Annotated in this window: 27 protein-coding genes; 22 read left to right on the plus strand and 5 right to left on the minus strand. The window is 60.2% G+C overall.

Going from position 1 to position 25,660, the window contains the following annotated elements; genetic code table 11:
* The first annotated feature begins 375 nt into the window (after positions 1-375).
* The 4 genes from rhtA (at position 376) to TX24_RS24950 (ending at position 3,163) form a co-directional block, all read left to right on the plus strand.
* On the plus strand, positions 376-1,263 hold the full coding sequence (rhtA, locus tag TX24_RS24935; RefSeq protein WP_003190184.1) for a threonine/homoserine exporter RhtA: 888 nt from the start codon (positions 376-378) through the stop codon (positions 1,261-1,263).
* Positions 1,264-1,426: 163 nt separating this feature from the next.
* Entirely contained in the window at positions 1,427-1,708 is a 282-nt protein-coding gene (locus TX24_RS24940) for a hypothetical protein (RefSeq protein WP_003190182.1), read from the plus strand.
* 98 nt (positions 1,709-1,806) lie between these two features.
* A complete protein-coding gene (locus TX24_RS24945; RefSeq protein ID WP_034134997.1) occupies positions 1,807-2,538 on the plus strand; it encodes an SDR family oxidoreductase in 732 nt (243 codons plus the stop codon).
* 34 nt (positions 2,539-2,572) lie between these two features.
* Complete coding sequence (locus TX24_RS24950) at positions 2,573-3,163, plus strand: 2-hydroxychromene-2-carboxylate isomerase (RefSeq protein ID WP_003190179.1); 591 nt, start codon at positions 2,573-2,575, stop codon at positions 3,161-3,163.
* 38 nt (positions 3,164-3,201) lie between these two features.
* Here the strand turns inward: TX24_RS24950 and TX24_RS24955 are convergent, their stop codons facing one another.
* The 3 genes from TX24_RS24955 to TX24_RS24965 form a co-directional block, all read right to left on the minus strand.
* Positions 3,202-5,010, minus strand: coding sequence for an aminopeptidase P family protein (locus TX24_RS24955; RefSeq protein WP_057711547.1), 1,809 nt, complete (start codon positions 5,008-5,010; stop codon positions 3,202-3,204).
* 49 nt (positions 5,011-5,059) lie between these two features.
* Positions 5,060-6,220, minus strand: coding sequence for a cysteine desulfurase family protein (locus TX24_RS24960; protein ID WP_057711549.1), 1,161 nt, complete (start codon positions 6,218-6,220; stop codon positions 5,060-5,062).
* A gap of 231 nt (positions 6,221-6,451) precedes the next feature.
* A complete protein-coding gene (locus tag TX24_RS24965; protein WP_003190175.1) occupies positions 6,452-6,721 on the minus strand; it encodes a hypothetical protein in 270 nt (89 codons plus the stop codon).
* Between the two features lie 266 nt (positions 6,722-6,987).
* Between TX24_RS24965 and TX24_RS24970 the strand changes: the two genes are divergently transcribed.
* Positions 6,988-8,085, plus strand: a complete 1,098-nt coding sequence (locus tag TX24_RS24970) for a sigma-54 interaction domain-containing protein (protein WP_057711552.1) — start codon at positions 6,988-6,990, stop codon at positions 8,083-8,085.
* Here the strand turns inward: TX24_RS24970 and TX24_RS24975 are convergent.
* Positions 8,074-8,439 carry an antibiotic biosynthesis monooxygenase gene (locus TX24_RS24975; protein ID WP_003190171.1) on the minus strand — a complete coding sequence of 122 codons (366 nt, stop codon included), beginning with the start codon at positions 8,437-8,439 and terminating at the stop codon, positions 8,074-8,076. The genes TX24_RS24970 and TX24_RS24975 overlap by 12 nt on opposite strands.
* Before the next feature lie 100 nt (positions 8,440-8,539).
* On the opposite strand from TX24_RS24975, the gene soxR reads away from it, so the two are divergent.
* The 10 genes from soxR (at position 8,540) to TX24_RS25025 (ending at position 16,031) form a co-directional block, all read left to right on the plus strand.
* Positions 8,540-8,989, plus strand: a complete 450-nt coding sequence (gene soxR, locus TX24_RS24980) for a redox-sensitive transcriptional activator SoxR (RefSeq protein ID WP_034135000.1) — start codon at positions 8,540-8,542, stop codon at positions 8,987-8,989.
* Positions 8,990-9,073: 84 nt separating this feature from the next.
* Positions 9,074-9,535 (plus strand): VOC family protein, encoded by a 462-nt coding sequence (locus tag TX24_RS24985; RefSeq protein WP_034135001.1) that lies wholly within the window; start codon positions 9,074-9,076, stop codon positions 9,533-9,535.
* A 351-nt stretch (positions 9,536-9,886) separates the two neighbouring features.
* The gene (locus TX24_RS24990; protein WP_003190166.1) at positions 9,887-11,089 is read left to right on the plus strand and encodes a PepSY-associated TM helix domain-containing protein; all 1,203 of its coding nucleotides are present in this window, start codon (positions 9,887-9,889) and stop codon (positions 11,087-11,089) included.
* Positions 11,086-11,622, plus strand: coding sequence for a hypothetical protein (locus TX24_RS24995; protein ID WP_003190164.1), 537 nt, complete (start codon positions 11,086-11,088; stop codon positions 11,620-11,622). The genes TX24_RS24990 and TX24_RS24995 overlap by 4 nt, the downstream gene beginning before the upstream one ends.
* Complete coding sequence (locus TX24_RS25000; protein WP_003190163.1) at positions 11,619-11,942, plus strand: hypothetical protein; 324 nt, start codon at positions 11,619-11,621, stop codon at positions 11,940-11,942. Before TX24_RS24995 ends, TX24_RS25000 begins: the two co-directional genes overlap by 4 nt.
* Positions 11,939-12,499 carry a DUF6162 family protein gene (locus TX24_RS25005; RefSeq protein WP_003190160.1) on the plus strand — a complete coding sequence of 187 codons (561 nt, stop codon included), beginning with the start codon at positions 11,939-11,941 and terminating at the stop codon, positions 12,497-12,499. The genes TX24_RS25000 and TX24_RS25005 overlap by 4 nt, the downstream gene beginning before the upstream one ends.
* Positions 12,500-12,518: 19 nt before the next feature.
* A complete protein-coding gene (locus tag TX24_RS25010; protein ID WP_034135210.1) occupies positions 12,519-13,439 on the plus strand; it encodes a metal ABC transporter substrate-binding protein in 921 nt (306 codons plus the stop codon).
* Positions 13,436-14,182: a metal ABC transporter ATP-binding protein gene (locus tag TX24_RS25015; protein ID WP_034135002.1), complete on the plus strand. Its 747-nt coding sequence runs from the start codon at positions 13,436-13,438 to the stop codon at positions 14,180-14,182. Before TX24_RS25010 ends, TX24_RS25015 begins: the two co-directional genes overlap by 4 nt.
* On the plus strand, positions 14,179-15,078 hold the full coding sequence (locus tag TX24_RS25020; protein WP_003190154.1) for a metal ABC transporter permease: 900 nt from the start codon (positions 14,179-14,181) through the stop codon (positions 15,076-15,078). The genes TX24_RS25015 and TX24_RS25020 overlap by 4 nt, the downstream gene beginning before the upstream one ends.
* Positions 15,078-16,031, plus strand: coding sequence for a metal ABC transporter substrate-binding protein (locus TX24_RS25025; RefSeq protein WP_057711554.1), 954 nt, complete (start codon positions 15,078-15,080; stop codon positions 16,029-16,031). Before TX24_RS25020 ends, TX24_RS25025 begins: the two co-directional genes overlap by 1 nt.
* A gap of 146 nt (positions 16,032-16,177) precedes the next feature.
* Here the strand turns inward: TX24_RS25025 and TX24_RS25030 are convergent, their stop codons facing one another.
* A complete protein-coding gene (locus TX24_RS25030; protein WP_057711556.1) occupies positions 16,178-16,891 on the minus strand; it encodes a UTRA domain-containing protein in 714 nt (237 codons plus the stop codon).
* Positions 16,892-17,242: 351 nt separating this feature from the next.
* Here TX24_RS25030 and TX24_RS25035 point away from each other — a divergent pair, with 351 nt between their 5' ends.
* From TX24_RS25035 to TX24_RS25065, 7 genes are all read left to right on the plus strand, one after another.
* Positions 17,243-18,319: an ABC transporter substrate-binding protein gene (locus TX24_RS25035; protein WP_003190150.1), complete on the plus strand. Its 1,077-nt coding sequence runs from the start codon at positions 17,243-17,245 to the stop codon at positions 18,317-18,319.
* Between the two features lie 179 nt (positions 18,320-18,498).
* Positions 18,499-19,305, plus strand: coding sequence for an alkaline phosphatase family protein (locus TX24_RS25040; protein ID WP_003190148.1), 807 nt, complete (start codon positions 18,499-18,501; stop codon positions 19,303-19,305).
* Positions 19,302-20,147 carry an ABC transporter permease gene (locus TX24_RS25045; protein ID WP_003190145.1) on the plus strand — a complete coding sequence of 282 codons (846 nt, stop codon included), beginning with the start codon at positions 19,302-19,304 and terminating at the stop codon, positions 20,145-20,147. The genes TX24_RS25040 and TX24_RS25045 overlap by 4 nt, the downstream gene beginning before the upstream one ends.
* Positions 20,134-20,934, plus strand: coding sequence for an ABC transporter permease (locus TX24_RS25050; RefSeq protein ID WP_003190144.1), 801 nt, complete (start codon positions 20,134-20,136; stop codon positions 20,932-20,934). The genes TX24_RS25045 and TX24_RS25050 overlap by 14 nt, the downstream gene beginning before the upstream one ends.
* Positions 20,931-21,920, plus strand: coding sequence for an ABC transporter ATP-binding protein (locus TX24_RS25055; protein ID WP_003190143.1), 990 nt, complete (start codon positions 20,931-20,933; stop codon positions 21,918-21,920). Before TX24_RS25050 ends, TX24_RS25055 begins: the two co-directional genes overlap by 4 nt.
* A gap of 33 nt (positions 21,921-21,953) precedes the next feature.
* Positions 21,954-22,607 (plus strand): HAD family hydrolase, encoded by a 654-nt coding sequence (locus TX24_RS25060; protein ID WP_003190142.1) that lies wholly within the window; start codon positions 21,954-21,956, stop codon positions 22,605-22,607.
* A gap of 886 nt (positions 22,608-23,493) precedes the next feature.
* Positions 23,494-25,575 (plus strand): carboxy terminal-processing peptidase, encoded by a 2,082-nt coding sequence (locus tag TX24_RS25065; protein WP_223816873.1) that lies wholly within the window; start codon positions 23,494-23,496, stop codon positions 25,573-25,575.
* Positions 25,576-25,660 lie beyond the last annotated feature (85 nt).

A 25,660-nucleotide genomic window follows, 5' to 3' on the forward strand; every position in this document is an offset into this window, starting at 1 on the left:
CAACCACTTGCGCTTGCGATCTCTCGTAAGCGGGAGGCGAATTCTACAGCGTTACACGCTGCTGTCAACACCTCTTTTTCAACTTCCTTTTGGCTTCGATGAACTGAAGCAACTTGCTGTCGAGAACTGCGTAACTCATTGTTTACCAAGGAGTTTTCCGTTTCGACTGCGCCGGAAGTGGGGCGAATTATAGGCTTCCAGAATCTGCCGTCAACCCAATTATTCAGTTTTCCTATCAAAAACCTCCAAAACTCGAAACTTCCACTATATAGATAGCAACGAGACAGTTTTTGCGCAATATATTGCTCATTCGCCGGCAGTTAAGCATCATAGCGCCACGTATTTATCGATCATGACTTCGGAAGAACTCCCGCAATGACCACCCCTCCTCGCAGCCTGGCATCCGCATTGTTTCCGATCGGCCTGCTATTAATCGCCATGGCGTCCATCCAATCCGGTGCGTCATTGGCCAAAAGCATGTTCCCTATCGTCGGAGCACAGGGCACCACTGCCCTGCGCTTGATTTTTGCCAGTGTGATCATGCTGGTGCTATTACGCCCATGGCGCGCCACGCTGACAGCCAAGTCCTTGCGCACGGTGATCATTTACGGGATGGCGCTGGGTGGCATGAACTTCCTCTTCTATATGTCCCTTCGCACCGTACCGCTGGGGATTGCAGTAGCACTCGAATTCACAGGCCCGCTTGCCGTCGCTATTTATGCCTCGCGCCGAGCTGTCGATTTCCTGTGGATTGCCCTGGCAATCATTGGCCTACTGCTGTTGATTCCGATGGGTGAGGCCAGTAGCGGTATCGACTGGATCGGCGCGGCTTACGCGCTGGGCGCAGGCGGATGCTGGGCACTCTATATTTTGTTCGGCCAAAAAGCAGGGAACGACAATGGTGTTCAGACCGCCGCACTCGGCGTGATGATTGCCGCCCTGTTCGTCGCACCGATCGGCATCGTGCATGCGGGCGCCGCGCTGCTGACACCTGCCCTGATCCCTATCGCCATCGGCGTCGCGATTCTCTCCACGGCCTTGCCCTATACGTTGGAGATGGTCGCGCTGACTCGGCTGCCCGCCCGCACGTTCGGCACGTTGATGAGTATCGAACCGGCGTTCGGCGCCCTTTCCGGCCTGTTCTTTCTGCATGAGCATTTATCTCTAGCCCAATGGCTGGCCATCACCTGCATTATCCTGGCTTCGGTAGGCGCCACGTTGACGATGCGTAACGAATCCAAACCGCTGGTGCCCGCCGACTGATCGTCTTTGAAGCCAGCGCTGGTATTTGCCGCTCATTTAGGCCATGTTTAGGCCGTAACCGAATGTCATTCATGGAGAATTTCGACACGGACAGCATGAACGCTTCGCTCGAGAGCGAGTAAAGCGGCTCTGTTCTTTTGCAGGGCGGCTATTAAGGATGGGAATGAAACGAATTTTGATACTGTTGCTGGTTGTGGGCATCGCTGGCTGTGCTGCAACCACAAAAACAGAAGTGAAACGGGGTAAGAAAGGGCTGCATATCAACTGTTCGGGCCTGTCCTCCTCCTGGGACCAGTGCTACACCAGTGCTGCCAACTCATGCGGCGCCAAGGGCTACCGGGTGATCGCCAAATCCGGCGATAACTCCGAGGAGCCTGGGGACTACCCCTTCGGTCTCAACCCTGCCGGCTATACCAGCCGTAGCATGATCGTCATCTGCAAATAGTTGCCCGAGCAGTCTGTCCTGACTGCTCATCTTAAATCCCGGCCATTTGCGGCATGAAGGCTAAACTCCTGCTCGACCATCGAGCCAATGGAGTTCCCATGCCGCACAACAAGAAAATCGTATTAGTAGTGGGTGCCGGAGACGCAACCGGCGGCGCCATAGCCAAACGCTTTGCCCGCGAAGGCTACATCGCCTGCGTCACCCGTCGCAGCGCCGACAAACTGCAGCCCCTGGTAGACAGCATTCAGTCAGCCGGCGGTGAAGCCCATGGCTTTGCCTGTGATGCACGTAAAGAAGAAGACGTGATCGCACTGGTCGAGCAAATCGAAACCGAGCTGGGGCCTATTGAAGCGTTCGTCTTCAACATCGGCGCCAATGTACCTTGCAGCATTCTGGAAGAAACCGCGCGCAAGTACTTCAAGATCTGGGAGATGGCGTGCTTTTCTGGCTTCTTGAACGCACGGGAAGTCGCCAAGCGCATGGTCACGCGTAACCGCGGCACTATCCTGTTCACCGGCGCCACCGCCGGCTTACGTGGAAGCGCCGGGTTTGCCGCCTTCGCCGGCGCCAAACACGGAATACGCGCCCTGGCACAAAGCATGGCGCGGGAGTTGGGCCCGATGAACATCCATGTCGCCCATGTGGTGGTCGACGGCGCCATCGATACCGACTTCATTCGCGAGAATTTCCCGCAAAAGTACGCCCTCAAGGATCAGGACGCCCTCCTCAACCCTGACCATATTGCCGACAACTATTGGTTCCTGCATCGCCAGCCACGGGACGCCTGGACGTTCGAACTGGACCTGCGCCCCTGGAACGAAACCTGGTGACGCCCCCTATAACAATAAGCAGCGAGTACAGACCATGAGTAAAACCCTGGAGTTTTTCTTTGATCTCGGCAGCCCCGCCACTTACCTGGCCTATACCCAGTTGCCGGCGCTGTGTGCCGAAACCGGCGCACAGGTGGTGTATCAACCCATGCTATTGGGCGGTGTATTCAAGGCCACGGGCAATGCCTCGCCGATCACGGTGCCCGCCAAGGGTCGCTACATGCTCGATGACCTGGCGCGTTACGCCAAACGCTACAACGTGCCGCTCAGGTTCAACCCGCACTTTCCCATCAATACCTTGCTGCTGATGCGCGCTGTCACCGGCATTCAAATCCACCAGCCTGAGCGCTTCCTCGACTTCATCGACTGCCTTTTCCGAGCACTCTGGGTGGAAGGCCGTCACTTGGGCGACCCAGAGGTCGTGGCCAATGTGCTCACCGAACAGGGGTTCGATCCCGAGCAGGTACTGGCCCTGTCAAACGATGCAGCCGTCAAGGACGCTCTCAAGGACAAAACCGAACAAGCCATTAAGCGCGGCGTGTTCGGCGCTCCCAGTTTCTTTGTAGGAAACCAGCTGTTCTTCGGCCAGGACCGTCTGGACTTTGTGCGTGAAGCGCTCAGCTAGATATCGATTGCAGCCGGCAATGCCTTGGCTGCAACCGATCAAATCGCCGCAGTGCGCACCTGCAACCACTCAAGCGCTGCACCATTGAGCAGCGGGCTCAAACGCTCACGCACTTGGGCGTGATACGCGTTGAACCATTCACGCTCATCCGCCGTCAGCAACGACGGCTCCAAGCACCGGGTATCAATCGGGCACAGGGTCAGGGTTTCGAACTTGAGGAATTCGCCAAACTCGGTCTTGCCCGCTTCACGGTTCAACACCAGGTTCTCAATGCGCACGCCCCAACGGCCAGGGCGATAAGTACCCGGCTCAATTGACGTAATCATCCCTGGCTGCATCGCCGTTTGTGGCGCCGCAGCGGCTTGATAGGCAATCACCTGCGGGCCCTCATGCACGTTGAGGAAATAACCTACGCCGTGGCCTGTACCGTGACCGTAGTCCACGCCTTCTGCCCAGATCGGTGCCCGGGCAATGGCATCCAGCAACGGTGAAAGAATGCCTTTGGGGAACTGCGCACGGGACAGGGCAATCACGCCCTTGAGTACCCGCGTGCAATCGCGCTTCTGTTCCTCACTCGGTGTACCGATGGGCACCATCCGCGTGATGTCCGTGGTTCCGCCCAGGTACTGGCCGCCCGAGTCGATCAACAGCAAGCCATCACCTTCGATCAGCGCATGCTCTTCTTCGGTGGCGTGGTAATGCGGCATCGCGCCGTTGGCATTGAAGGCGGCAATGGTGTTGAAGCTTAGCGATACATAGCCTGGGCGGCGGGTACGCGCAGCGGTCAGGTGTTCGTCAATCGTCAGTTCGGTAATGCGCTCGCGGCCCAGGGCACTGTCGAGCCAGGCAAAGAATTCGCACAGCGCCGCACCATCCTGCTCCATGGCTTGGCGGATATGTTCCGCGTCTGCCAGGCTCTTGCGGGATTTGGCCAGTGTGGTGGGGTTGAGGCTTTCAACCAGCTTGACGCCCGCGTCGAGGTTTTCCAGCAAGCCGGCGGTGACGCGGGCCGGGTCTACTTGCAAGCTTGCGCCCGCCGGTACCGCTCGCAGCGCGTGCGCCACCTCGCTGTAATCACGCAGGGTCACGCCATCCTGCTCAAGCACCGCCCGCAGAGGCGCATCGACCTTGCCCAACGCCACAAACAAAGTCGCCTGCTGCTGATTGATCAAGGCAAAGGACACAAACACCGGATTGAACGACACATCAGCGCCGCGCAGGTTGAATAGCCAGGCGATGTCATCCAGCGTCGCGATGAAATGCCAGTCGGCGCCCTTGTCTTTCAAACTGGCGCGCAAAGCGGCCAGTTTCTCGCCACGACTGACCGTGGCCTGGGGCGGCAGATGCTGATAGATCGGCTGGTTCGGCAATGCCGGGCGGTCTTGCCAGACTTCATTGAGTACATCGATATCGGTACGCAGACGCGCGCCACGCTCGGCCAACTTGCCACCCAGGGTACGTGCCGAGGCCATGGCCATGACCGCACCGTCCACCGCCACCACGCCACCCTCAGGGGTTTGCTCGGCCAGCCACTCCAGCGGCCCAGGCTGACCCGGTTGCAGCTTCACCAGCTCGATACCGCTGCCCTTGAGTTCCTTGGTCGCCTGTTCCCAGTAACGGCTGTCCGCCCAGACCCCGGCAAACTCCGCCGTGACGATCAGGGTGCCCACCGAACCATGAAAGCCGGACAACCACTGACGCCCTTGCCAGTAACCCGGCAAATATTCGGACAGGTGCGGGTCCGCCGATGGCACCAGCAGGGCATGAATGCCTTCGCGGCGCATCAGTTCACGGGTGTGCGCCAGGCGCTGGGGAACCGTTCCATGGGTCAAAGGCTGCGTACTCATTGTGTCTCCTGCTAACCACTAATAATTGTTATGTGTTGCGAATGATAAATCAGACCGCCCAGAATGCCGGCGCACTCGCCAACGCGGCCTTGATCAACTGCGCGGCCTGGTCGATATCCTGTTCGGTGGTGAACCGGCCCAGGCTCAAGCGAATAGTGCGAGCGGCACTGCGGGCGTCATGCCCCAAGGCCAGGAGCACATGGGACGGCGCATTGCTGGCCGAATTGCACGCTGAAGTCGCGGAAAAGGCAATGCCTGCACTCAATGCGGCTGAATTGAATTCGCCTTCGCTGAAGGTAAGGCTCAATGTGTGCGGAATACGCTGGGTTGGGCTGCCATTAAGACGCAAGCCGGCAACCGACGCCAACTGATCCAGCAAGCGCTGGCGCAGCGCGACAATCGTGGCCTTCTCATCCGCGAAAGACGCCGCCGCAAGGGCAAACGCCGTGCCCATACCGGCAATCTGATGGGTCGCCAGGGTGCCGGAGCGCAAACCGCCTTCGTGGCCACCGCCGTGAATCTGCGCCAATACCTTCTGCTGCGCCCGCGGCCCGACATATAACGCGCCGATGCCCTTGGGCCCATACAACTTATGAGCAGAGAACGACATCAGGTCCACCGGCCACTGGGCCAGGTCGATAGCCACCTTGCCCGCCCCTTGCGCCGCGTCCACATGGAACAACGCGCCCTGCTCACGCACCCGCGCGCCAATGGCCGGGATATCGTTGAGGGTTCCCAGTTCGTTGTTGACCAGCATCAGCGAGACAAGAAAGGTGTCCTCGCGCAAGGCTTCGCTGACCGCCTCGACGCTGATCAAGCCGTCTGCATCCGGTACCAGGTAAGTCACTGCAACACCGGCTTCCTGCAATTGCCGCGCGGTGTCCAGCGTGGCCTTGTGTTCGATCTGGCTGGTGATGATATGCCCACCCGCCACACCACGGCCCTGGGCCACGCCCTTGAGCGCAAGGTTGTTGGATTCTGTGGCACCGGAGGTCCAGACGATCTGCTCGGCCTGCGCGCCCACCAAATCGGCCACCTGGCGACGCGCCTGTTCAACCTTCTGCCTAGCCGCTTGGCCGAATGCATGGGAACTGGACGCAGGGTTGCCGAAATGGGCGTTGAAACCCAGACACTCGACCATCACCTGGATAACTCGCTCATCCACCGGCGTGGTGGCGGCGTAGTCGAAATACAACGGACGTTTATTCATGAGGTTAAAACTCGCAGAGCGTATTCCCAAGAGCAGCGTCTCGGGGGCATCGACCAGAACAGAGGTCGTCAGGTTTAACCGATCGAATGCCATTAAAGAAGGTAACTTTATTTAAATGTGCGTAGGAACGCTCCTGGAATTGAGCTTAACAGGCTGAAGTAGCCCCATGGCAAACAAAAAGCCCGAGGTTCCTTGTGGGAAGCCTCGGGCTTTTTGATGCAAGAAGCGCGCTCAACTGGGGCGGCCATGCAGGACCACGCTGCGCTCGGCGTTCATTTCACCTTGGCGATCAAAACCGAAAGGCTTTTGTGGCTGGCCAAGCAACGCGGCGCGCTGGCGTTGATAGTCGTCAAACGACAAGCCGCGACGGCCCAGGGCCTCCAGGGCCAACTGCTTGGTTTCCTCGGCCGTATAGGGACGCAACTCCGGGGAAGGCTGGGTCGCACAACCCGCAAGGACAGAGGTGACAAGTAAAAAGGAAACAGCGAGGAAACGGTTCATGGCGTTGGCCCTGCGAAGGTGGTTTCGAGTCAATGAACACAGGCTACTCCCGGCCCCTCTCGCTGAAAAATCATCGTCCGTGATAGTCGCTATCACGCGTATCGGCGCCTAGGCGGAAACACCTCCATATTCATTTAAGTTCTATAAATATAGAAACACCTTCATTTACGAATTAAGACGCTACCTCTATAAAGACTTTGCGTGCAGCCCGCTGCCCATCAGGCAACAGCCCTTCAACAAAGCCCGAACTCCCATGAGAGGTCACCATGCAGCTGTTCACCCTGCCGCCCTCGCCTGCCCTAGCCACCTCGATCCGCGCCACAGCCCAGGTTTTCGAAGACCCAAAGTCCCAGGCCCTGCTCGACCATATCCAGCAAGTGGCCCCCAGCGAAGCCAGCGTGCTGATCAACGGCGAAACCGGCACCGGCAAAGAACTTGTTGCGCGGCATATCCACCACCTCAGTGCGCGGCGAAACCGGCCCTTCGTGGCGGTGAACTGCGGGGCCTTTTCGCAATCCCTAGTGGAAGCCGAGTTGTTCGGCCATGAGAAAGGCGCCTTTACCGGTGCCCTCGGCGCCAAGGCCGGCTGGTTCGAAGAGGCTGACGGCGGCACCTTGTTTCTAGATGAGATCGGCGATTTGCCGATGGCCATCCAGGTCAAGCTGCTGCGGGTGCTACAGGAGCGCGAAGTGGTGCGCCTGGGTTCGCGCAAGCGCATTGCTATCGATGTGCGAGTCCTGGCGGCCACCAATGTACAACTGGAAAAGGCCATCAATGTTGGGCGTTTCCGTGAAGACCTCTACTACCGCCTCAATGTAGTCAGCCTGGCATTGAGCCCGCTGCGCGAACGTACCGGCGATATCCTGCCACTGACCCGGCACTTCATCCAAACCTACAGCCAGCGCCTGGGTTACGGCCCGATCAGCGTGAGCCACCTGGCCGAGCATAAGCTCAAGCGCTACAGCTGGCCGGGCAATATCCGTGAGCTGGAGAACGTGATTCATCACACCCTGCTGATCTGCCGCAACGCTGTGATCGAACCCGACGACCTGCGCCTGTCGGGCCTGCGCATCGAACGCCAGAACGACAACGACACCGATCCCAGTGCAGAAGCCCTGCTGGCGCGGGCGTTTCAAAAGCTCTTCGAGGAACAGGCCGGCGCCCTGCATGAAAAGGTCGAGGACGCTTTATTGCGCGCTGCTTATCACTTCAGCCACCACAACCAAGTGCACACCGCCAACTTGCTGGGACTGAGCCGCAACGTCGCTCGCGCTCGCCTGATCAAGATCGGCGAACTGGCGGTAAACAAGCGCAGGCCCGGGGAAAATGTGCAAGGCGAACGGATGCTGCACCTATCCATTTAGTCGGCAGTGCAAGGCATCGTCCTGATTGCGCTCAAAACTGCGCAGTACCTGGAATGCGCCAAAGGTCACGGCCGTGGCCCGGTGAGCACGGATCAGCGTCCAGAAATCTTCGCCGCCTTGCTCAAAACATTTAAAGGCGGCCTCACCCTCCTCGCGCGACTGCCATTGCAAATAATTGAGCACCCTGCGCCCGTCATCGCTGACCTGTACGCTGGCACTCAAGAAGCCGCCATGGCGCACGGCCAGACGCTCGCTCTGGGTGGCCAAGGCGGCCACCAGGGCGGATTGCTGACGGGGTTCGATGTGAAATTCGATCAGTTGAGTGAAGCTGCGACTCTTCTCTGATACCGGCATGAAAACTCCCCTCTCTCTGTAGGCAGAATCTTGCGATTCGATGCCACGCAGGGTAAAACCTCTAGTTAAGTCGAGGTCAAGCACTGTTTGGGAGAGGTTCATGCTCACTAAGGAACTCAGCGTCGGTCAGCTCGCAGCCCGCAGCGGCGTGGCGGTGACCGCCCTGCACTTCTACGAGGCCAAAGGGCTGATCAAGAGTAATCGCAATGCCGGTAACCAGCGGCGTTATCCACGTGATGTGCTGCGGCGCGTGGTGCTGATCAAGATCGCCCAGCGCTTGGGCATTCCGCTGGCCAACATTGGCGAGGCATTGCAGGCCTTGCCCGATGGGCGCACACCCAATGCTCAAGACTGGGAGCGCCTGTCGGCGTTGTGGCGTGAAGACCTGGATGAGCGCATCAACAAGCTGATGCTGCTACGCGACAAGCTCAATGGCTGCATCGGTTGCGGGTGCTTGTCGATGGAGGCGTGCCCGTTGCGCAATCAGGACGATAAGCTCGCTGAGTATGGGCCAGGCGCCCAGTTGCTGGAGCCCACCACACAGCCTTGATAAAAGCACCTCGTCGGTTGCCCGCAGACCACGCATTACGTGGCCTATAGTGAAATGCTCGTACCTCGACTCAAGGAGAACGTTATGAGCGTTAAAGCTATTCCCGAGGGTTATCAGGGCATTACCCCCTATCTGGGCATCAACGAGGCCGCAAAGGCAATCGAGTTCTACAAGAAGGCCTTTGGCGCCTCAGTGTTCATGCGCCTGGACATGCCTGACGGCAGGGTCGGCCATGCGGAACTGCGCATTGGCGAAGCGGTGATCATGCTGGGCACGCCCTGCGACGAAACGGCCCTGCGCAATCCCGACGCATATCCCAGTGTCGGCCTGCACCTGTATGTGAATGACGTGGACGAACAATTCAAACAGGCGATTGATGCCGGCGCCAGCGTGGTATCCAAGCCGCAGGATCAGTTCTATGGGGATCGCTCGGCGAGTGTGAAGGATCCGTTCGGGCACCTGTGGTTCCTGGCGACTCACAAGGAAGACCTGAGCGAGGAACAGATCCGCCAGCGTGCCATGCAAATGTTCAAGCAAGGCGGATAGTTGCAGCGCAATCAGCGCCCGGCATCAATCCCCTGTGGGAGCGGGCTTGCCCGCGATGGCGACGGATCAGTCAATTAATCTGCAACTGAACCACCGCCATCGCAGGCAAGCCAGCTCCCACATTTAGACCTCAGCGCGTCAGATAGAAAGGCGTCGGCTGGCAGGCAGCTATGTCTCAAAGGTTACGCCACACACCCTGAAAGCGATCCTGAAACATTTTCTTTCATATCCCCCTTAGGGATTTCTCATTCTCATCCGTCTTAACTTAGATACAGCCTGTCGCGTCAGCAAAAGCTACGACTGGCCTTTTCCGGGCCTCCATCGCCCCCTCCGATCAAGACCCTCATTCATATGTCGAAGAAGTCACGCTCCAAACTCTGGTTTCTCGTCCATAGCTGGCTGGCGTTGCCCATCTGGTTCTTTGTACTGATTGTGTGCGTCACCGGCACCCTGGCCGTGGTGAGCCAGGAAATCGTGTGGCTGGCCAACCCGGATATCCGCGCCAGCAAGCCGTCGGATGATGCTCAGCCGCTGAGCTTTGACCAAGTGATCGCGGCCATCAAGCGCGATGAGCCCAAGGCTATTGTCCAGTCCATCATCCGCCCGGATGAATCGCACTTCGCGCTAAGCGTTGGCCTCAGCTACCCGGATGGGCGCTCCGTGGAGGTGTATGCCAACCCCTATACCGGCGCGATCCAGGGCATCAGCCCCTCGTTCAACTTCCAGCAATTCACCCGCGCCCTGCATGGTTGGTGGCTGGTGCCGTTCACCAATGGGTACAGCTGGGGCTGGTACCTGGTGTCTGCGTTGGGCTTGCCGCTGCTCGCTTCGCTGGTCACCGGGCTGGTTGTGTACAAGCGCTTCTGGAAAGGCTTCCTGCGCCCTACCCTGCGCATCCGCCACGGCGCGAGAATCTTCTGGGGCGACTTTCACCGTCTGAGCGGCATCTGGTCGATCTGGTTTATCGCGGTCATTTCAATCACCGGCACCTGGTTCCTGATCGAGGCTGTTCTGGGCGACAACCAGATATCCATTTCCAGCGAACCCATCGTGCCAGTGATTGCGCGGGAAAAGGTGCCGTTGTCGGCACCGGGCGTACCGGCACCGATGATCCCCATCGACAAGGCGATCGACATCGCCGCCGAGAAAATCCCCGGCCTGGACGCCAGCTTTGTGTTCATGCCAAGCAACGCCTACAGCCACCTGCAGATCGGCGGGCGTGGCTGGTACCCGTTGATGTTCCAGACCGCACAACTGAACCCCTATGACGGTGAAATCGCGCTCTCGAACTTATTGTCCGACCGCACCCCGCTGGAGTTCGTCACCGAGTCGATGCGCCCGCTGCACACCGGGGACTTTGGCGGTTTGTGGATCAAGCTGATCTGGGCGTTCTTCGGCCTGGTGCTGAGCATGATGGTATTGAGCGGCCTGCTGATCTGGACCAAGCGCACTGCCCTGGCCACCCTCAACGCCCTCAAGCGCGAGGCCAAGACGCAACGTCAAACCGCGCCCATCCCGGCCATGCACGCCGAAACCTCGGAGGCCCAGCGATGAGCAAGGTCGCGACCGTACCGCCGTCCCCGCTGCGCGCCTTCTGGCTGAAATGGCGTTTCCATATCAACATCCTGCTGTTGCTGGTGCCGTTGGGGTTCATGCCCAAGTACTTTGCCGACGCCGCGCTGTTTCGCGGGGATACCGGCATCGGCGAACGCGTGGCCGGGCAAGTGCAAGTCGGGCCCTGGAGCCTGACGCTGGCTGAGTTTCGCAACGAAGGCCCGAGCCCGGATCCGGCTGGCCCGATGAAGTTCTTCAACGCTGCCCTGTGTGACACCTGCGCCGAGCAGGTCAAGGCCACTTACCTGCGTATCGGCAAACCCCGCAGCCTGCGCGCCGCCGGAGTGATCTTCTTCGGCACGCCGTATCGCATGGGCGCCGCCCTGCCAATCCCCGAACGCACCCCGGCGGACGCCGAAATATGGGTGACCATGGAAGGCTGGGACGGAAGCATGCACCAGGGTTCCATCCCGCTGAGCCAGGCCTCGCCTGCCACCATTGCCTGGCTGAACAAGCAAGGAGTCAAACCATGATGTTCAAGCGCCTCACCCGCGCCGCGCTGTTGCTGTGCGCCGGCCTGAGCACCACCGCCTTCGCCCATAACCCGATGTGCGAATGCAAGGAAATCCCCGGCGAGCAGATCCAGTGCAAAGGCGGTTTTTCCGACGGCAGTGGCGCCCCCGGCGTAACCTTGGATGTGATCGGCTACGACGAAACCATCCTGGTGCCGGGCAAGCTCGGCGAGGATTCGACCCTGACCTTCAAGAAGCCCACCGCCGAGTTCTACGTGCTGTTCGATGCCGGCCCCGGCCACGTGGTGGAAATCGACCAAGCGGATATCCCGTCGCAATGAGTACCACACAGGTTGTACGCCCCGCCGGGGCGGGCCACGAAACCCTTTATGTGCTGCTGTTGTGTCTGATCATCCTCGCGGTGGCGGGCACGGTCGTGGCGCTGCACGGGGAAACCCAGGAAGTCGCGGCGGTACCAAGCCACCAGCTGGACGCCCGCCGCGACCTGAGCGCGGCCGAGCAAGGCATCTACGCCGACCTGCGGGTGACCCTGGATGAAATCCACCTGTTGCAGCAGGAGCACAGCGCCCTGCCGACGCCTGAGCAACTGGCCGAAGAAGGCTTCGCGCCGTTTGCCCAGGACGCCAGCTCGGTCAGCCGTGGTGGCCATCGCTGGGAGTTGCTGGCACCCGCCGCCTACCTGGGTTTGAGCCAGGCGCCGGCCACCAGCGGTTCGCTGCTGATGCGCGTGCAAGGCAGCGAGCCGGATATCTGGCTCAACCGCAGCGCCAACCTTGCCGCCCCGTCCGACCTCACTGACCAAGCGCTGATCGCGGCCGGCTGGCAGCAGGTGGTCGCGCAATTCGATGCCGGCGTCACCCGCCAGCACCGTCACTGAACGAGAAGACCGATTGCCCATGTCTATGTCATCGCCCCTGTTACGCCTGTTAATGGTTGGCCTGTTCAGCCTGATGCTCGCCCCCCTTGCCAACGCCGAGGCGGCCAAGCGCCTGCGTATCGGCATTACCTTGCACCCCTATTACAGCTATGTAACCAATATCGTGGGCGACAAGGCCGAAGTGGTGCCGCTGATTCCCGCCGGTTTCAACCCCCACGCCTACGAGCCGCGCGCCGAAGACATCAAGCGCATCGGCACCCTGGATGTCATCGTGCTCAACGGCGTCGGCCATGACGACTTCGCCGACCGCATGATCGCCACCAGCGAGCGCCCGGACATCAAGGTGATCGAAGCAAACGCCAACGTGCCGTTGCTCGCCGCCACCGGTAACGCGGCACGCGGTGCGGGCAAGGTGGTCAACCCGCACACCTTCCTGTCGATCAGCGCGTCGATTGCCCAGGTCAATAACATTGCCCGTGAGTTGGGCAAGCTCGACCCGGACAACGCCAAAACCTACACCCAGAACGCCCGCGCCTATGGCAAGCGCCTGCGCCAGATGCGCGCCGACGCCCTGGCCAAGCTGACCAGCGCGCCCAACCCGGACCTGCGCGTCGCCACTGTGCACGCGGCCTATGACTACCTGTTGCGCGAGTTTGGCCTGGAAGTCACCGCCGTGGTCGAGCCGGCCCACGGTATCGAGCCAAGCCCCAGCCAGCTGAAAAAGACCATCGATGAACTGCGCGCCCTGGATGTGAAAGTGATCTTCTCGGAGATGGACTTCCCGTCCACCTACGTCGATACCATCCAGCGTGAATCTGGAGTCAAGCTGTACCCGCTGTCGCATATTTCCTACGGCGAATACAGCGCCGAGAAGTACGAAGTGGAGATGACCGGCAACCTCAACACCGTGGTCCGCGCGATTCAGGAGTCGGGAGCATGACCGCCGCGCAGCAACTGAACGCCGCCAGCGTCGGCCCGACCCTGAACTTCGACCAGGTCTCGCTGACCCTGGGGCGCACCGTGATTCTCGATGGCGTGAGCTTCCAGGTACAGCCGGGCAGCATCCATGCGCTGGTCGGCCCCAATGGCGGCGGCAAAAGCTCGCTGATCAAGACCCTGCTGGGGCAAACGCCGCACCAGGGGCGCTTGAGCCTGGAGTGGCCAACCACACCCGGCACCGTCGGTTACGTGCCCCAGGCGCTGGAATTTGATCGGGGCCTGCCGATGACCGTGGACGATTTCATGGCTGCCATGTGCCAGCGTCGCCCGGCGTTTCTGGGCCTGTCCAGGCATTACGCGGCGGCGATTGGCGATGCCCTCGAGCGCGTCGGCATGCAAGACAAGCGCAAGCGCCGCATGGGCGCGTTGTCCGGCGGTGAGCGCCAGCGCGTACTGCTGGCCCAGGGGCTGATTCCTGCGCCGCAGTTGCTGGTGCTGGACGAGCCGATGTCGGCCCTCGACGAGGCGGGTATCCAGGTGTTCGAACGGCTGCTGAACGACTGGCGCCTGGCCGGGATTACGGTGCTGTGGATCGAGCACGACCTGGAGGCCGTGGGCCGCCTGGCCGACCGCGTCACCGGTCTTAACCGCCGCGTGCTGTTCGACGCCACACCGAAAGAGGCGCTGATCCCGGACCGCCTGCTCACTCTGTTCTCCACTCACCCTCGGAGCCCGGCGCCATGAGTTATGAAGCCTTTCGCTTGATGGTCCAGGGCTGGGCCTCTTCCGGTTACCTGCCCGAAGCCCTGGCCTACGGTTTTGTGGTCAACGCCCTGCTCGCCGGCTTGTTGATCGGCCCGGTACTCGGCGGCCTGGGGACGCTGGTGGTGGTCAAGCGCTTTGCGTTTTTCTCCGAAGCGGTCGGCCATGCCGCGCTGACCGGCGTGGCCGTGGGCATCCTGCTGGGCGAACCCTATACCGGGCCCTATGGCAGCCTGTTTGGCTACTGCCTACTGTTCGGCATCCTGCTCAATTACCTGCGTAACCGCACCGGCCTGGCCCCCGATACCTTGATCGGCGTGTTCCTGTCGGTGTCCCTGGCACTGGGGGCAAGCCTGCTGCTGATCCTGGCCGGCAAGATCAACGTGCACATTCTTGAGAACGTGCTGTTTGGCTCGGTGCTGACGGTCAACGGCAACGACCTGCTGGTGCTGGCCATTGTCGGCTCGCTGGTGATGGCCCTGGCATTGCCGCTGTACAACCGCATCATGCTGGCCAGTTTCAACCCGCAATTGGCGGCAGTGCGTGGGGTGGCGGTGAAAAGCCTGGATTACCTGTTCGTGATCCTGGTGACCCTGATCACCGTGGCTGCGGTCAAGGTCATCGGCGCAATCCTGGTCGGTGCCTTGCTGGTGATTCCTGCCGCGGCGGCGCGCCTGTTGAGCCAGTCACTCAAAGGTTTTTTCTGGATCTCGGTGCTGATCGCTACCGTCAGCACCCTGTGCGGCATCCTGCTGCCGATCATCTTTGACCTGCCCATCCCCTCCGGCGCCGCCATCATTCTGGTTGCCGGGATCGCCTTCGCCTTCGCCGCCATCGCCCGTGGCGTTGTGCCCAGCCTCAAAGGGAATCTTGGATAATGCGCCCTGTCTTTCGCCCACTGGCCCTGGCCATCGCTTGCTTGATGAGTACGTCGGCGCTGGCCGTCGACGGTTTCGACGCCAAGGACTTCAAAGTCAACCAGGGCCTCGGTCACGCAGCCCTGACCAAGACCAAGCCGCCGGTCAAGGTGCTGGCCTCGCTGCCGATTACCTATGGTCTGGCCGAAGCGCTGCTCAAAGGCACCAACGTAGCGCTTGAACGCGCCGCGCCGGCCAATTTACCCGGCTCGCGGCAGGTGTCCTACTTCACCGGCCGCGGTGCTGCGGCATTGAACAAGTTGGCGCTGGACGCCGACGCGGCCATCGGCCTGCGCTCGCTGTGGGCCGATGACCCGCTGTACCCCGTGGCACGGCGCAGCAATATCCGCATCGTCGAAGTCGATGCCGCACGCCCGGTGGACGGTGGCTTGCCGGGTATCGCAGTACAACCGGGGGTCACCGATGGCTTGAACAGCCAACCCTGGCAATCGAGCAACAATATGGGGCGCATGGCCGACGTAATGGCCGCCGACCTGGGCCGCCTGGCCCCGGCAGCCAAACCCAGGATCGACGCCAACCTGGCCGCGCTCAAACAGCGTTTACTCAAGCTCACCGCCGACAGCGAGGCGCGATTGGCCACGGCCGACAACCTGAGTGTGGTCAGCTTGAGCGATCACTTCGCGTACCTGGTCAGCAGCTTGAACCTAGAAGTGCTCAGCACCGAAGCACGCCCCGATGCCGAGTGGACGCCTGAGGCGCTGCAGAAACTCAGCGCCGAGTTGAAGGACAACGACGTGGCGGTGGTGCTGCATCACCGTCAACCGAGTGATGCGGTCAAAGCCGCCGTAAATGCCGGCGGCTCCAGACTATCGGTATTGAATGTGGACGGTGCCGACCCGGTGACGGAATTGGAAACCAATGTGGACCAAGTGATCAAGGCACTTACGCCCTAGGCGAGCCACCGATCCGTCAGCGATAAACTCGGTTCAATGTGGGAGCTGGCTTGCCTGCGATGCGGGCGCCTCGGTTTATCAGGCATACCGAGTCGATGCCATCGCAGGCAAGCCAGCTCCTACATTGGATCGCGGTGCATCAGCCGCTACACCACATCCACCCCCACATGAATCGCATCATGCCGCCAGAACTCCAGGTCACAATCAATCAGGCGTTGATGCTGGTCGTAGTTGACCCGGGCGATGCGCAAGCCCGGGCTGCCCACCGAGACGCGCAGCGCAGCGGCCGCTTCCACCGGCAGTGAGGTGGGCACAATCTCGAAACGCACCCGACCGTAGTGCAAGTCATATTTGCGCGCATACAGCTCAGTCATCGACTGATTCAAATCACACGCCAGGATCCCCGGAAAATACTGCGGGTTCAGGTAGTGCTCCACATACAACACCAAGCGCCCGTCAATCCTGCGCGCCCGGCAAATCTGGATCACGCTCGACAACGCCGGCAATTGCAACCAAGCGCACACCGCCGCAGACGCCGGTTGCAAGCGTGCGGAAATGACCTGCGTGGAAGCCTCACGCCCCTGATCGCTGACCATCGCGTGAAAGTGGCTGCGCTGCATCAGGTTATAGGCCAGCCGTGGCGGCGAGACGAACCATCCCCGACGCTCTTCGCGGTAGATCTGCCCTTGGGCTTCCAGTTGTAACAAGGCTTCCCGCACGGTAATCCGAGTGGTACCAAACAACTCGCTGAGCTTGCGTTCGGCGGGCAGTTTGCTGGCAGGCGGCAACAGGCCATGGTCGATCTGCTCTTGCAGCGCCAGGCCGATGGAAGTTACCGCCTTGATTGCCTCATCACGCATCAACGTTACCTATCTGGACTAGACCAGCACCGTTCAGGTGCACAAAACGCGCTCTATCTGGGCTTTTGCTGCTGTATGCCAGCCTAGGCACTCCAGATGACCGACAGATGACAAAGGCTGTCGACTGCCTCTACCACACCCTGCAATACATCGGCCAAGTCCAGGGCCTGCGGGCACTTGGGCATGGTCTACGCTAAGTCGGAGCTGAACGACATCAGCGCTTCAAAAACGACATCGACATGAAACTGTCATCCCGGGGGCCTAGATTGGCTCAGGTATTGCTGACCTAGACCAAACCACCGCTAACGTTCAGATAAAACGCCGCGTTGAAAACGCCCAAAGGAGCTTCGGATGAAACAGCTTTTCCTGGCATCACTGTTAGGCTCGACCATTGCCATGTGCACCGCCGCCATGGCTGCTGATACCGATCTAAAAACCTTGGAAGCCGCCGCCAAAGCGGAAGGCGCCGTCAACAGCGTCGGCATGCCCGATGACTGGGCCAACTGGAAAGGCACCTGGGAAGACCTGGCTAAAACCTACGGCCTCAAGCACATCGACACCGACATGAGCTCGGCCCAGGAAATCGCCAAGTTCAAAGCCGAAAAAGACAACGCCAGCGCGGATATTGGTGACGTGGGCGCGGCCTTCGGCCCGATCGCGGTGAAGCAGGAAGTCACCCAGCCGTACAAACCGTCTACCTGGGCCCAGGTGCCGGATTGGGCGAAAGACAAAGACGGTCACTGGGCCCTGGCCTACACCGGCACCATTGCCTTTATCGTCAACAAGAAACTGCTGCACGGCTCCGAAGTGCCTACCACCTGGGCTGACCTGCAAACCGGCAAGTACAAGGTATCGGTGGGTGACGTGAGCACCGCCGCCCAGGCTTCGAACGCAGTACTCGCCGCGGCCATCGCCAACAAAGGCGACGAGAAAAACATCGCGCCGGGCCTGCAATTTTTCACCAAGATCGCCCAGCAGGGTCGCCTCTCACTGTCCAACCCGACCATCGCCACCATGGAAAAAGGCGAAGTCGAAGTGGGTCTCGTCTGGGACTTCAACGGCCTGAGCTACAAGGCCAAGATGGCCAACCCGGATGACTACGTGGTGCTGATCCCCTCGGATGGCTCGGTGAAATCCGGCTACACCACCATCATCAACAAATACGCCAAGCACCCGAACGCCGCCAAGCTGACCCGCGAATACATCTTCAGCGATGCCGGCCAGCTCAACCTGGCACGTGGCAACGCGCGTCCGATCCGCGCTGAAACCGACTTGAAACTGCCGGCGGACGTTGCCAAGAACCTGATCCCGGGCGAGCAGTACACCAAGGCCAACCCGCAGCCGATCAAGGATGCCGATGCCTGGGAAGCGACGTCCAAGAAGCTGCCACAGATGTGGAACGAGCAGGTCATCGTAGAAATGAAGTAATCGGTCTCTCTGATCGAGGTGCGGTCAGTGTGGGAGCTGGCTTGCCTGCGATAGCGGTCTGACACTCAATATTTGTGTCCACTGATACACCGCCATCGCAGGCAAGCCAGCTCCCACATTTGATTCCATTCCAAGTTGATACTGAGCCATACCATCTTGTTGCGGAGCCCCAGTCCCCCATGAAGCACAATGTCATCCTTGTGGTGCTCGACGGCCTCAACTTCGAGGTCGCCCGGCACGCCATGGGGCACTTGCAGGCCTATGTCGGCGCAGGACGCGCAGCCCTTTACACACTGGAATGTGAACTGCCTGCCCTGTCCCGCCCGCTGTACGAGTGCATCCTCACCGGCGTGCCGCCGATTCAAAGCGGTATCGTGCACAACAACGTCTCGCGCCTGTCCAACCAGCGCAGCATTTTCCACTACGCCACCGACGCAGGCTTGAGCACCGCGGCAGCGGCTTACCATTGGGTCAGCGAGCTGTATAACCGCACGCCCTTTCTCGCCGCCCGCGATCGTCACACCGACGACCAGGCGCTGGCGATCCAGCATGGGCATTTCTACTGGAATGACCACTACCCTGATTCCCACCTGTTCGCCGATGCGGAAAGCCTGCGGATCAAGCACGCGCCAAACTTTTTGCTGGTGCACCCGATGAACATCGACGATGCCGGCCACAAGCACGGCCTCGACACCGCGCAATACCGCAACAGCGCACGCTCGGCGGACATCATCCTGGCCGACTACCTGCAAGGCTGGCTCGATGCCGGCTACCAGGTACTGGTCACCGCTGACCACGGCATGAACAACGACCGCTCCCACAACGGCCTGTTGCGCGAAGAACGAGAAGTGCCGCTGTTTGTCCTGGGTGACGCCTTCAGCCTGGACACTGACGCTGCGCCGAAACAGACCGACCTGTGCGGCACGGTCTGCGAACTGCTGGGCGTGCCCCACGACAAACCTGTGTGCCGGGAGTTGCTCAAGTGAATGCATTGACCCGCGGCAAATGGCTGGCCCTGCTATGCCTGCTGCCCTTCGCACTGTTCTTTATCGTGTTCGAAATCGCGCCGCTGGTGTGGGTGCTGATCAGCAGCCTGCAAACCGAAGAGGCCGGCTGGAGCCTGGAAAACTTCACCCGCATCTTCACCTCGAAGTTCTACCGGCAGGCGATCCAGTTCAGCCTGGAGATCAGTTTCTACTCCAGCATCTTCGGCATCATCATCGCCACCCTGGGTAGCTATTCACTGCGCCGAGTGGATTCGCCGCTGCGCAACTTTGTCACCGCGTTCGCCAACATGACCAGCAACTTCGCCGGCGTACCCCTGGCCTTCGCGTTTATCATCCTGCTGGGGTTCAACGGCAGCATCACCCTCATGCTCAAGCAGGCCGGGATCATAGAAGACTTCAACCTGTACTCGAAGACCGGCTTGATCATCCTGTATACCTACTTCCAGATTCCCCTCGGCGTGCTGCTGCTCTACCCGGCCTTCGACGCACTGCGCGAAGACTGGCGCGAGTCGGCCGCCCTGCTCGGCGCGAATGGCTGGCAGTTCTGGCGGCATATCGGCCTGCCGGTGCTCACCCCGGCCCTGCTCGGTACCTTTGTGATCCTGCTGGCCAACGCCCTCGGCGCCTACGCCACGGTCTATGCGCTTACTACCGGCAACTTCAACGTGCTGCCGATTCGCATTGCGGGCCTGGTGTCCGGCGATGTGTCGCTGGACCCGAACATGGCCAGTGCCCTGGCCGTGGTGCTGGTGGCGCTGATGACCGTGGTCACGGTGGTGCATCAATTGCTGCTCAAGAGGAGCTACCATGTCTCGCGCTGAAGCCGGCCCGGCCTCCCTCTACCATCGGGTGGTGGTGTACCTGTTGTTCCTGATCCTGGTGCTGCCTTTGGTAGGCACCTTTGTCTACTCGATTTCCAGCAGTTGGTCGGCAACCATCCTTCCCGCCGGCTTCAGCGTGAAGTGGTATGTACAGCTGTGGAGCGACCCGCGTTTTCTGATGGCCTTCGGGCAATCGTTGCTGGTGTGCGTGGGCGCACTGATCCTTTCGGTGGTGTTGATTTTGCCGCTGCTGTTCGTGGTGCATTACCACTTTCCCAAGCTCGACGCGCTGATGAACATCCTCATCCTGCTGCCCTTCGCGGTGCCGCCGGTGGTGTCCTCAGTGGGTCTGCTGCAACTGTACGGGTCCGGGCCGCTGGCGATGGTGGGCACGCCGTGGATTTTGATCGGCTGCTACTTCACCGTCGCGCTGCCGTTCATGTACCGCGCGATCACCAACAACCTGCAAGCCATCAACCTGCGCGACCTGATGGACGCTTCGCAACTGCTCGGCGCCAGCACCTGGCAGGCCGCGATCCTGGTGGTGCTGCCCAACCTGCGCAAGGGCCTGATGGTGGCGCTGCTGCTGTCGTTCTCGTTCCTGTTCGGCGAGTTCGTGTTCGCCAACATCCTCGTCGGCACCCGCTACGAAACCCTGCAGGTGTACCTCAACAACATGCGCAACAGCAGCGGCCATTTCACCAGTGCCGTGGTGATCTCCTATTTCTTCTTTGTGCTGGTGCTCACCTGGGCCGCCACGCTCTTGAACAAGGACAAAAGCCAATGAGCTTCGTCAGCGTCCAACACCTGCAAAAAGGCTACACCGGCACCCCGGTGTTCAGCGATATCAATTGCGAGATCGCCAAAGGCGAGTTCGTCACCCTGCTCGGCCCGTCCGGTTGCGGCAAATCCACCCTGCTGCGCTGTATCGCCGGGCTTACCCCGGTGGACAGTGGCCAAATCCTCCTGGATGGCCAGGACATCGTGCCCCTGAGCCCGCAGAAACGCCAGATCGGCATGGTGTTCCAGAGCTACGCGCTGTTCCCCAACATGACCGTAGAGCAGAACGTTGCCTTCGGCCTGCGCATGCAGAAAGTCAACGCCGACGACAGCCACAAGCGCGTACAAGAAGTGCTGCAACTGGTGGAGCTCAAGGACCTGGCCGGCCGCTACCCGCACCAGATGTCCGGTGGCCAGTGCCAGCGCGTCGCCCTCGCCCGCTCCCTGGTGACCCGCCCGCGCCTGCTGCTGCTCGATGAACCGCTGTCGGCATTGGATGCACGGATTCGCAAGCATTTGCGCGAACAGATCCGCCAGATCCAGCGCGAACTGGGGTTGACCACGATCTTCGTGACCCACGACCAGGAAGAAGCCCTGACCATGTCCGACCGCATCTTCTTGATGAACCAGGGCAAGATCGTGCAGAGCGGCGATGCCGAAACCCTCTATACCGCGCCGGTGGATGCGTTCGCTGCCGGGTTTATCGGCAACTACAACCTGCTCGATGCCGACAAGGCCAGCCAACTGCTGCAACGGCCGATCAGCGGGCGCATCGCGATTCGCCCCGAAGCCATCGAGTTGAGCCGCAGCGGCGAACTCGATGCGCTGGTGCGTAGCCACAGCCTGCTGGGTAACGTGATTCGCTACCGCATCGAAGCCCGCGGTGTCGAGCTGGTGGTGGACGTACTCAATCGTTCGGCCGACGACCTGCACCCGGATGGCCAGCGCCTGGCACTTTCCATCGACCCCAGCGCACTGTGTGAAGTAGCCTGACAGGCAGCGACCTATTGAGAGAGAGCATGAAGGATGGCATTGGTAATTTTTGATCTGGACGACACCCTGATTCACGGCGACTGCGCCACGCTGTGGAGCGAACAGATGGGCCGCCTCGGCTGGGTAGACCCTGAGTCGTTCATGCGCCGGAACAACGAGCTGATGGACGCCTACAGCCAGGGCCAGCTGCGGATGGAAGATTTCATGGATTTCAGCCTGGAGCCGATGATCGGCCGCACTCCGGAAGAAATCGAGCACCTGGTGGAGCCGTGGGTCGAGGACGTGATCGAGCCGCTGATCTACAGCGACGCCACCAAGACCATCGCCCGCCACCGCGCGAACGGCGACCGGATCCTGGTGATTTCCGCGTCGGGCACTCACCTGGTCACGCCGATTGCGGCGCGTATCGGTATCGAGGAAGTGCTGGGGATTAACTTGAGCGTCAGCCATGGGGTATACGACGGCAAGACAGAGGGCGTACTGACTTACCGTGAAGGCAAGATCACGCGCTTGCTGGAATGGCTGGAGCAGGAAGGTGAAACCCTTGAAGGCGCCTATTTCTATTCGGACTCGCGCAATGATTTGCCGCTGCTGCTCAAGGTGGATCACCCGCAGGTGGTGAACCCGGACCCCGTATTGCGCACCTATGCCGAACAGGCCGGCTGGCCGATCCACCATTGGACCTGAATCAATAGAGATCAACCTGTGGGAGCTGGCTTGCCTGCGATAGCGGTGCAACAGTGAAGAATTCTTCATCTGGTGCACCGCTATCGCAGCATAGGTATCTACACAACTTTGGTGCGACGCTGGACCTGTGGCGAGGGAGCTTGCTCCCGCGACGGCCTGACAGCCGACGCTTATCTACCTGACACCCCACGATTCAAATGTGGGAGCTGGCTTGCCTGCGAAGAGGGCCTGACAGTCAACACAGCTGGATTGTGTACATATCCATTGCTGCGGTAACGGCCACTTGGGGTTCCGCTCTGACAGCGGGTCACTTTTGGAAAAGAGCCCCAAAAGTAACCAAAAGGGCTCTTGCCCCACCACTCGGCACCTCGCCTAGGCTCGGTGTGCCCGAACGCAGGCTTGAATCCGTGGGCCGCCGCCACGCGCCATCCATGGCGCGGGGCGGCTAACCCGGCGTCCTGCCGGGTTACCCACGAATTCAAGCCTGCGTTCGGCCAGCGTGGTTTAACGGGGCGCCTGAGATCAAAAGCAGATCAAAATCAAGAGCGGCTCGCTTCGCATCGTGGTTACCGTTGAGCGCTACAGATTTGTGTAGATACCTATGGCCATCGCAGGCAAGCCAGCTCCCACACTGACTGCATTTCAATCTAGGTTTCGGCCAGGCTATTGGCAATATGGACTACACCGAACGTAGGACGGGGTTGTTCTAGCCCCCCACATCACCGTCAACGCCTTGCAATGCTTTCACAGTGCCTCCATAGTGAGTCTGGACTGAGCCCGGTGCTGTAGCGCCGGGCTTTTTGCATTATGCGACCGGACCATATGGAACCGGCTCCCTCAAAGACGGCCTAATATGCGTTATCAATTGCCCCCGCGTCGAATCAGCATGAAGCATCTGTTCCCCAGCACCGCCCTCGCTTTTTTCATTGGTCTCGGCTTCGCGTCGATGTCGACCAATACGTTCGCAGCCAATAGCTGGGACAACCTTCAGCCTGATCGCGATGAGGTGATTGCCAGCCTTAACGTCGTCGAGTTGCTTAAGCGCCATCACTACAGCAAGCCGCCGCTGGACGACGCTCGCTCAGTGATCATCTACGACAGCTACCTCAAGCTGCTGGACCCGTCGCGCAGCTACTTCCTGGCCAGCGATATCGCTGAGTTCGACAAGTGGAAGACGCAATTCGACGACTTCCTCAAGAGCGGCGACCTGCAGCCTGGCTTCACCATCTACAAGCGCTACCTGGACCGCGTCAAAGCGCGTCTGGACTTCGCCCTGGGTGAGCTGAACAAAGGCGTCGACAAGCTCGATTTCACCCAGAAAGAAACCCTTCTGGTGGACCGCAAGGACGCCCCTTGGCTGACCAGCACCGCAGCCCTGGACGACCTGTGGCGCAAACGCGTCAAGGACGAAGTGCTGCGCTTGAAGATCGCCGGCAAAGAGCCCAAGGCCATTCAAGAGCTGTTGACCAAGCGCTACAAAAACCAGCTGGCGCGCCTGGACCAGACCCGTGCCGAGGATATCTTCCAGGCCTACATCAACACCTTTGCGATGTCCTACGACCCGCACACCAATTATCTGTCGCCAGATAACGCGGAAAATTTCGATATCAATATGAGTCTGTCCCTGGAAGGCATCGGTGCCGTCCTGCAAAGCGACAATGACCAGGTGAAGATTGTACGTCTGGTGCCGGCAGGCCCGGCTGACAAAACCAAGCAAGTGGCACCGGCCGACAAGATCATCGGCGTGGCCCAGGCCGACAAAGAGATGGTCGATGTGGTCGGCTGGCGCCTGGACGAAGTGGTCAAGCTGATCCGTGGGCCTAAAGGCAGCGTGGTGCGCCTGGAAGTGATTCCGCACACCAATGCACCGAACGACCAGACCAGCAAGATCGTGTCCATCACCCGTGAAGCGGTGAAGCTCGAAGACCAGGCCGTGCAGAAGAAAGTCCTCAACCTCAAGCAGGATGGCAAGGACTACAAGCTGGGGGTGATTGAAATCCCGGCTTTCTACCTGGACTTCAAGGCGTTCCGTGCCGGTGATCCGGACTACAAGTCCACCACCCGCGACGTGAAGAAAATCCTCACAGAACTGCAGAAAGAGAAAGTCGACGGCGTGGTCATCGACCTGCGCAACAACGGCGGCGGCTCCCTGCAGGAAGCCACCGAGCTGACCAGCCTGTTTATCGACAAGGGCCCGACCGTGTTGGTACGCAACGCTGACGGCCGTGTCGACGTGCTCGAAGACGAGAACCCGGGGGCCTTCTACAAAGGGCCGATGGCGCTGCTGGTCAACCGCCTCTCGGCCTCGGCCTCGGAGATTTTCGCCGGTGCCATGCAGGACTACCACCGTGCACTGATCATCGGCGGCCAGACCTTCGGCAAAGGCACCGTGCAGACCATCCAGCCGCTGAACCATGGCGAGCTTAAGCTGACACTGGCCAAGTTCTACCGGGTCTCCGGGCAGAGCACCCAGCATCAGGGCGTACTGCCGGATATCGATTTCCCGTCGATCATCGACACCAAGGAAATTGGCGAAAGCGCCCTGCCTGAAGCCATGCCGTGGGACACCATCCGCCCTGCGATCAAGCCGGCGTCGGATCCGTTCAAGCCGTTCCTGGCACAGCTGAAGGCTGACCACGACACCCGCTCTGCCAAGGATGCCGAGTTCGTGTTTATCCGCGACAAGCTGGCCCTGGCCAAGAAGCTGATGGAAGAGAAGACCGTCAGCCTCAACGAAGCGGATCGCCGTGCACAGCACTCCAGCATCGAGAATCAGCAACTGGTGCTGGAAAACACCCGCCGCAAGGCCAAAGGTGAAGACCCGCTCAAAGAGCTGAAGAAAGAAGATGAAGACGCGCTGCCGACCGAGGCGGATAAAACCAAGCCGGAAGACGACGCCTACTTGGCCGAGACTGGCCGGATCCTGCTGGATTACCTGAAGATCACCAAGCAGGTGGCCAAGCAGTAAATGATGGCGATTTAATGTGATCGCTCCTCGGAGTGTCATCATATAGACATCATTCTGTCGTGAAATAAAAGGACCGCAGGTTTAC

It is taken from the genome of Pseudomonas lactis (assembly GCF_001439845.1).
GTDB lineage: Bacteria > Pseudomonadota > Gammaproteobacteria > Pseudomonadales > Pseudomonadaceae > Aquipseudomonas > Aquipseudomonas lactis.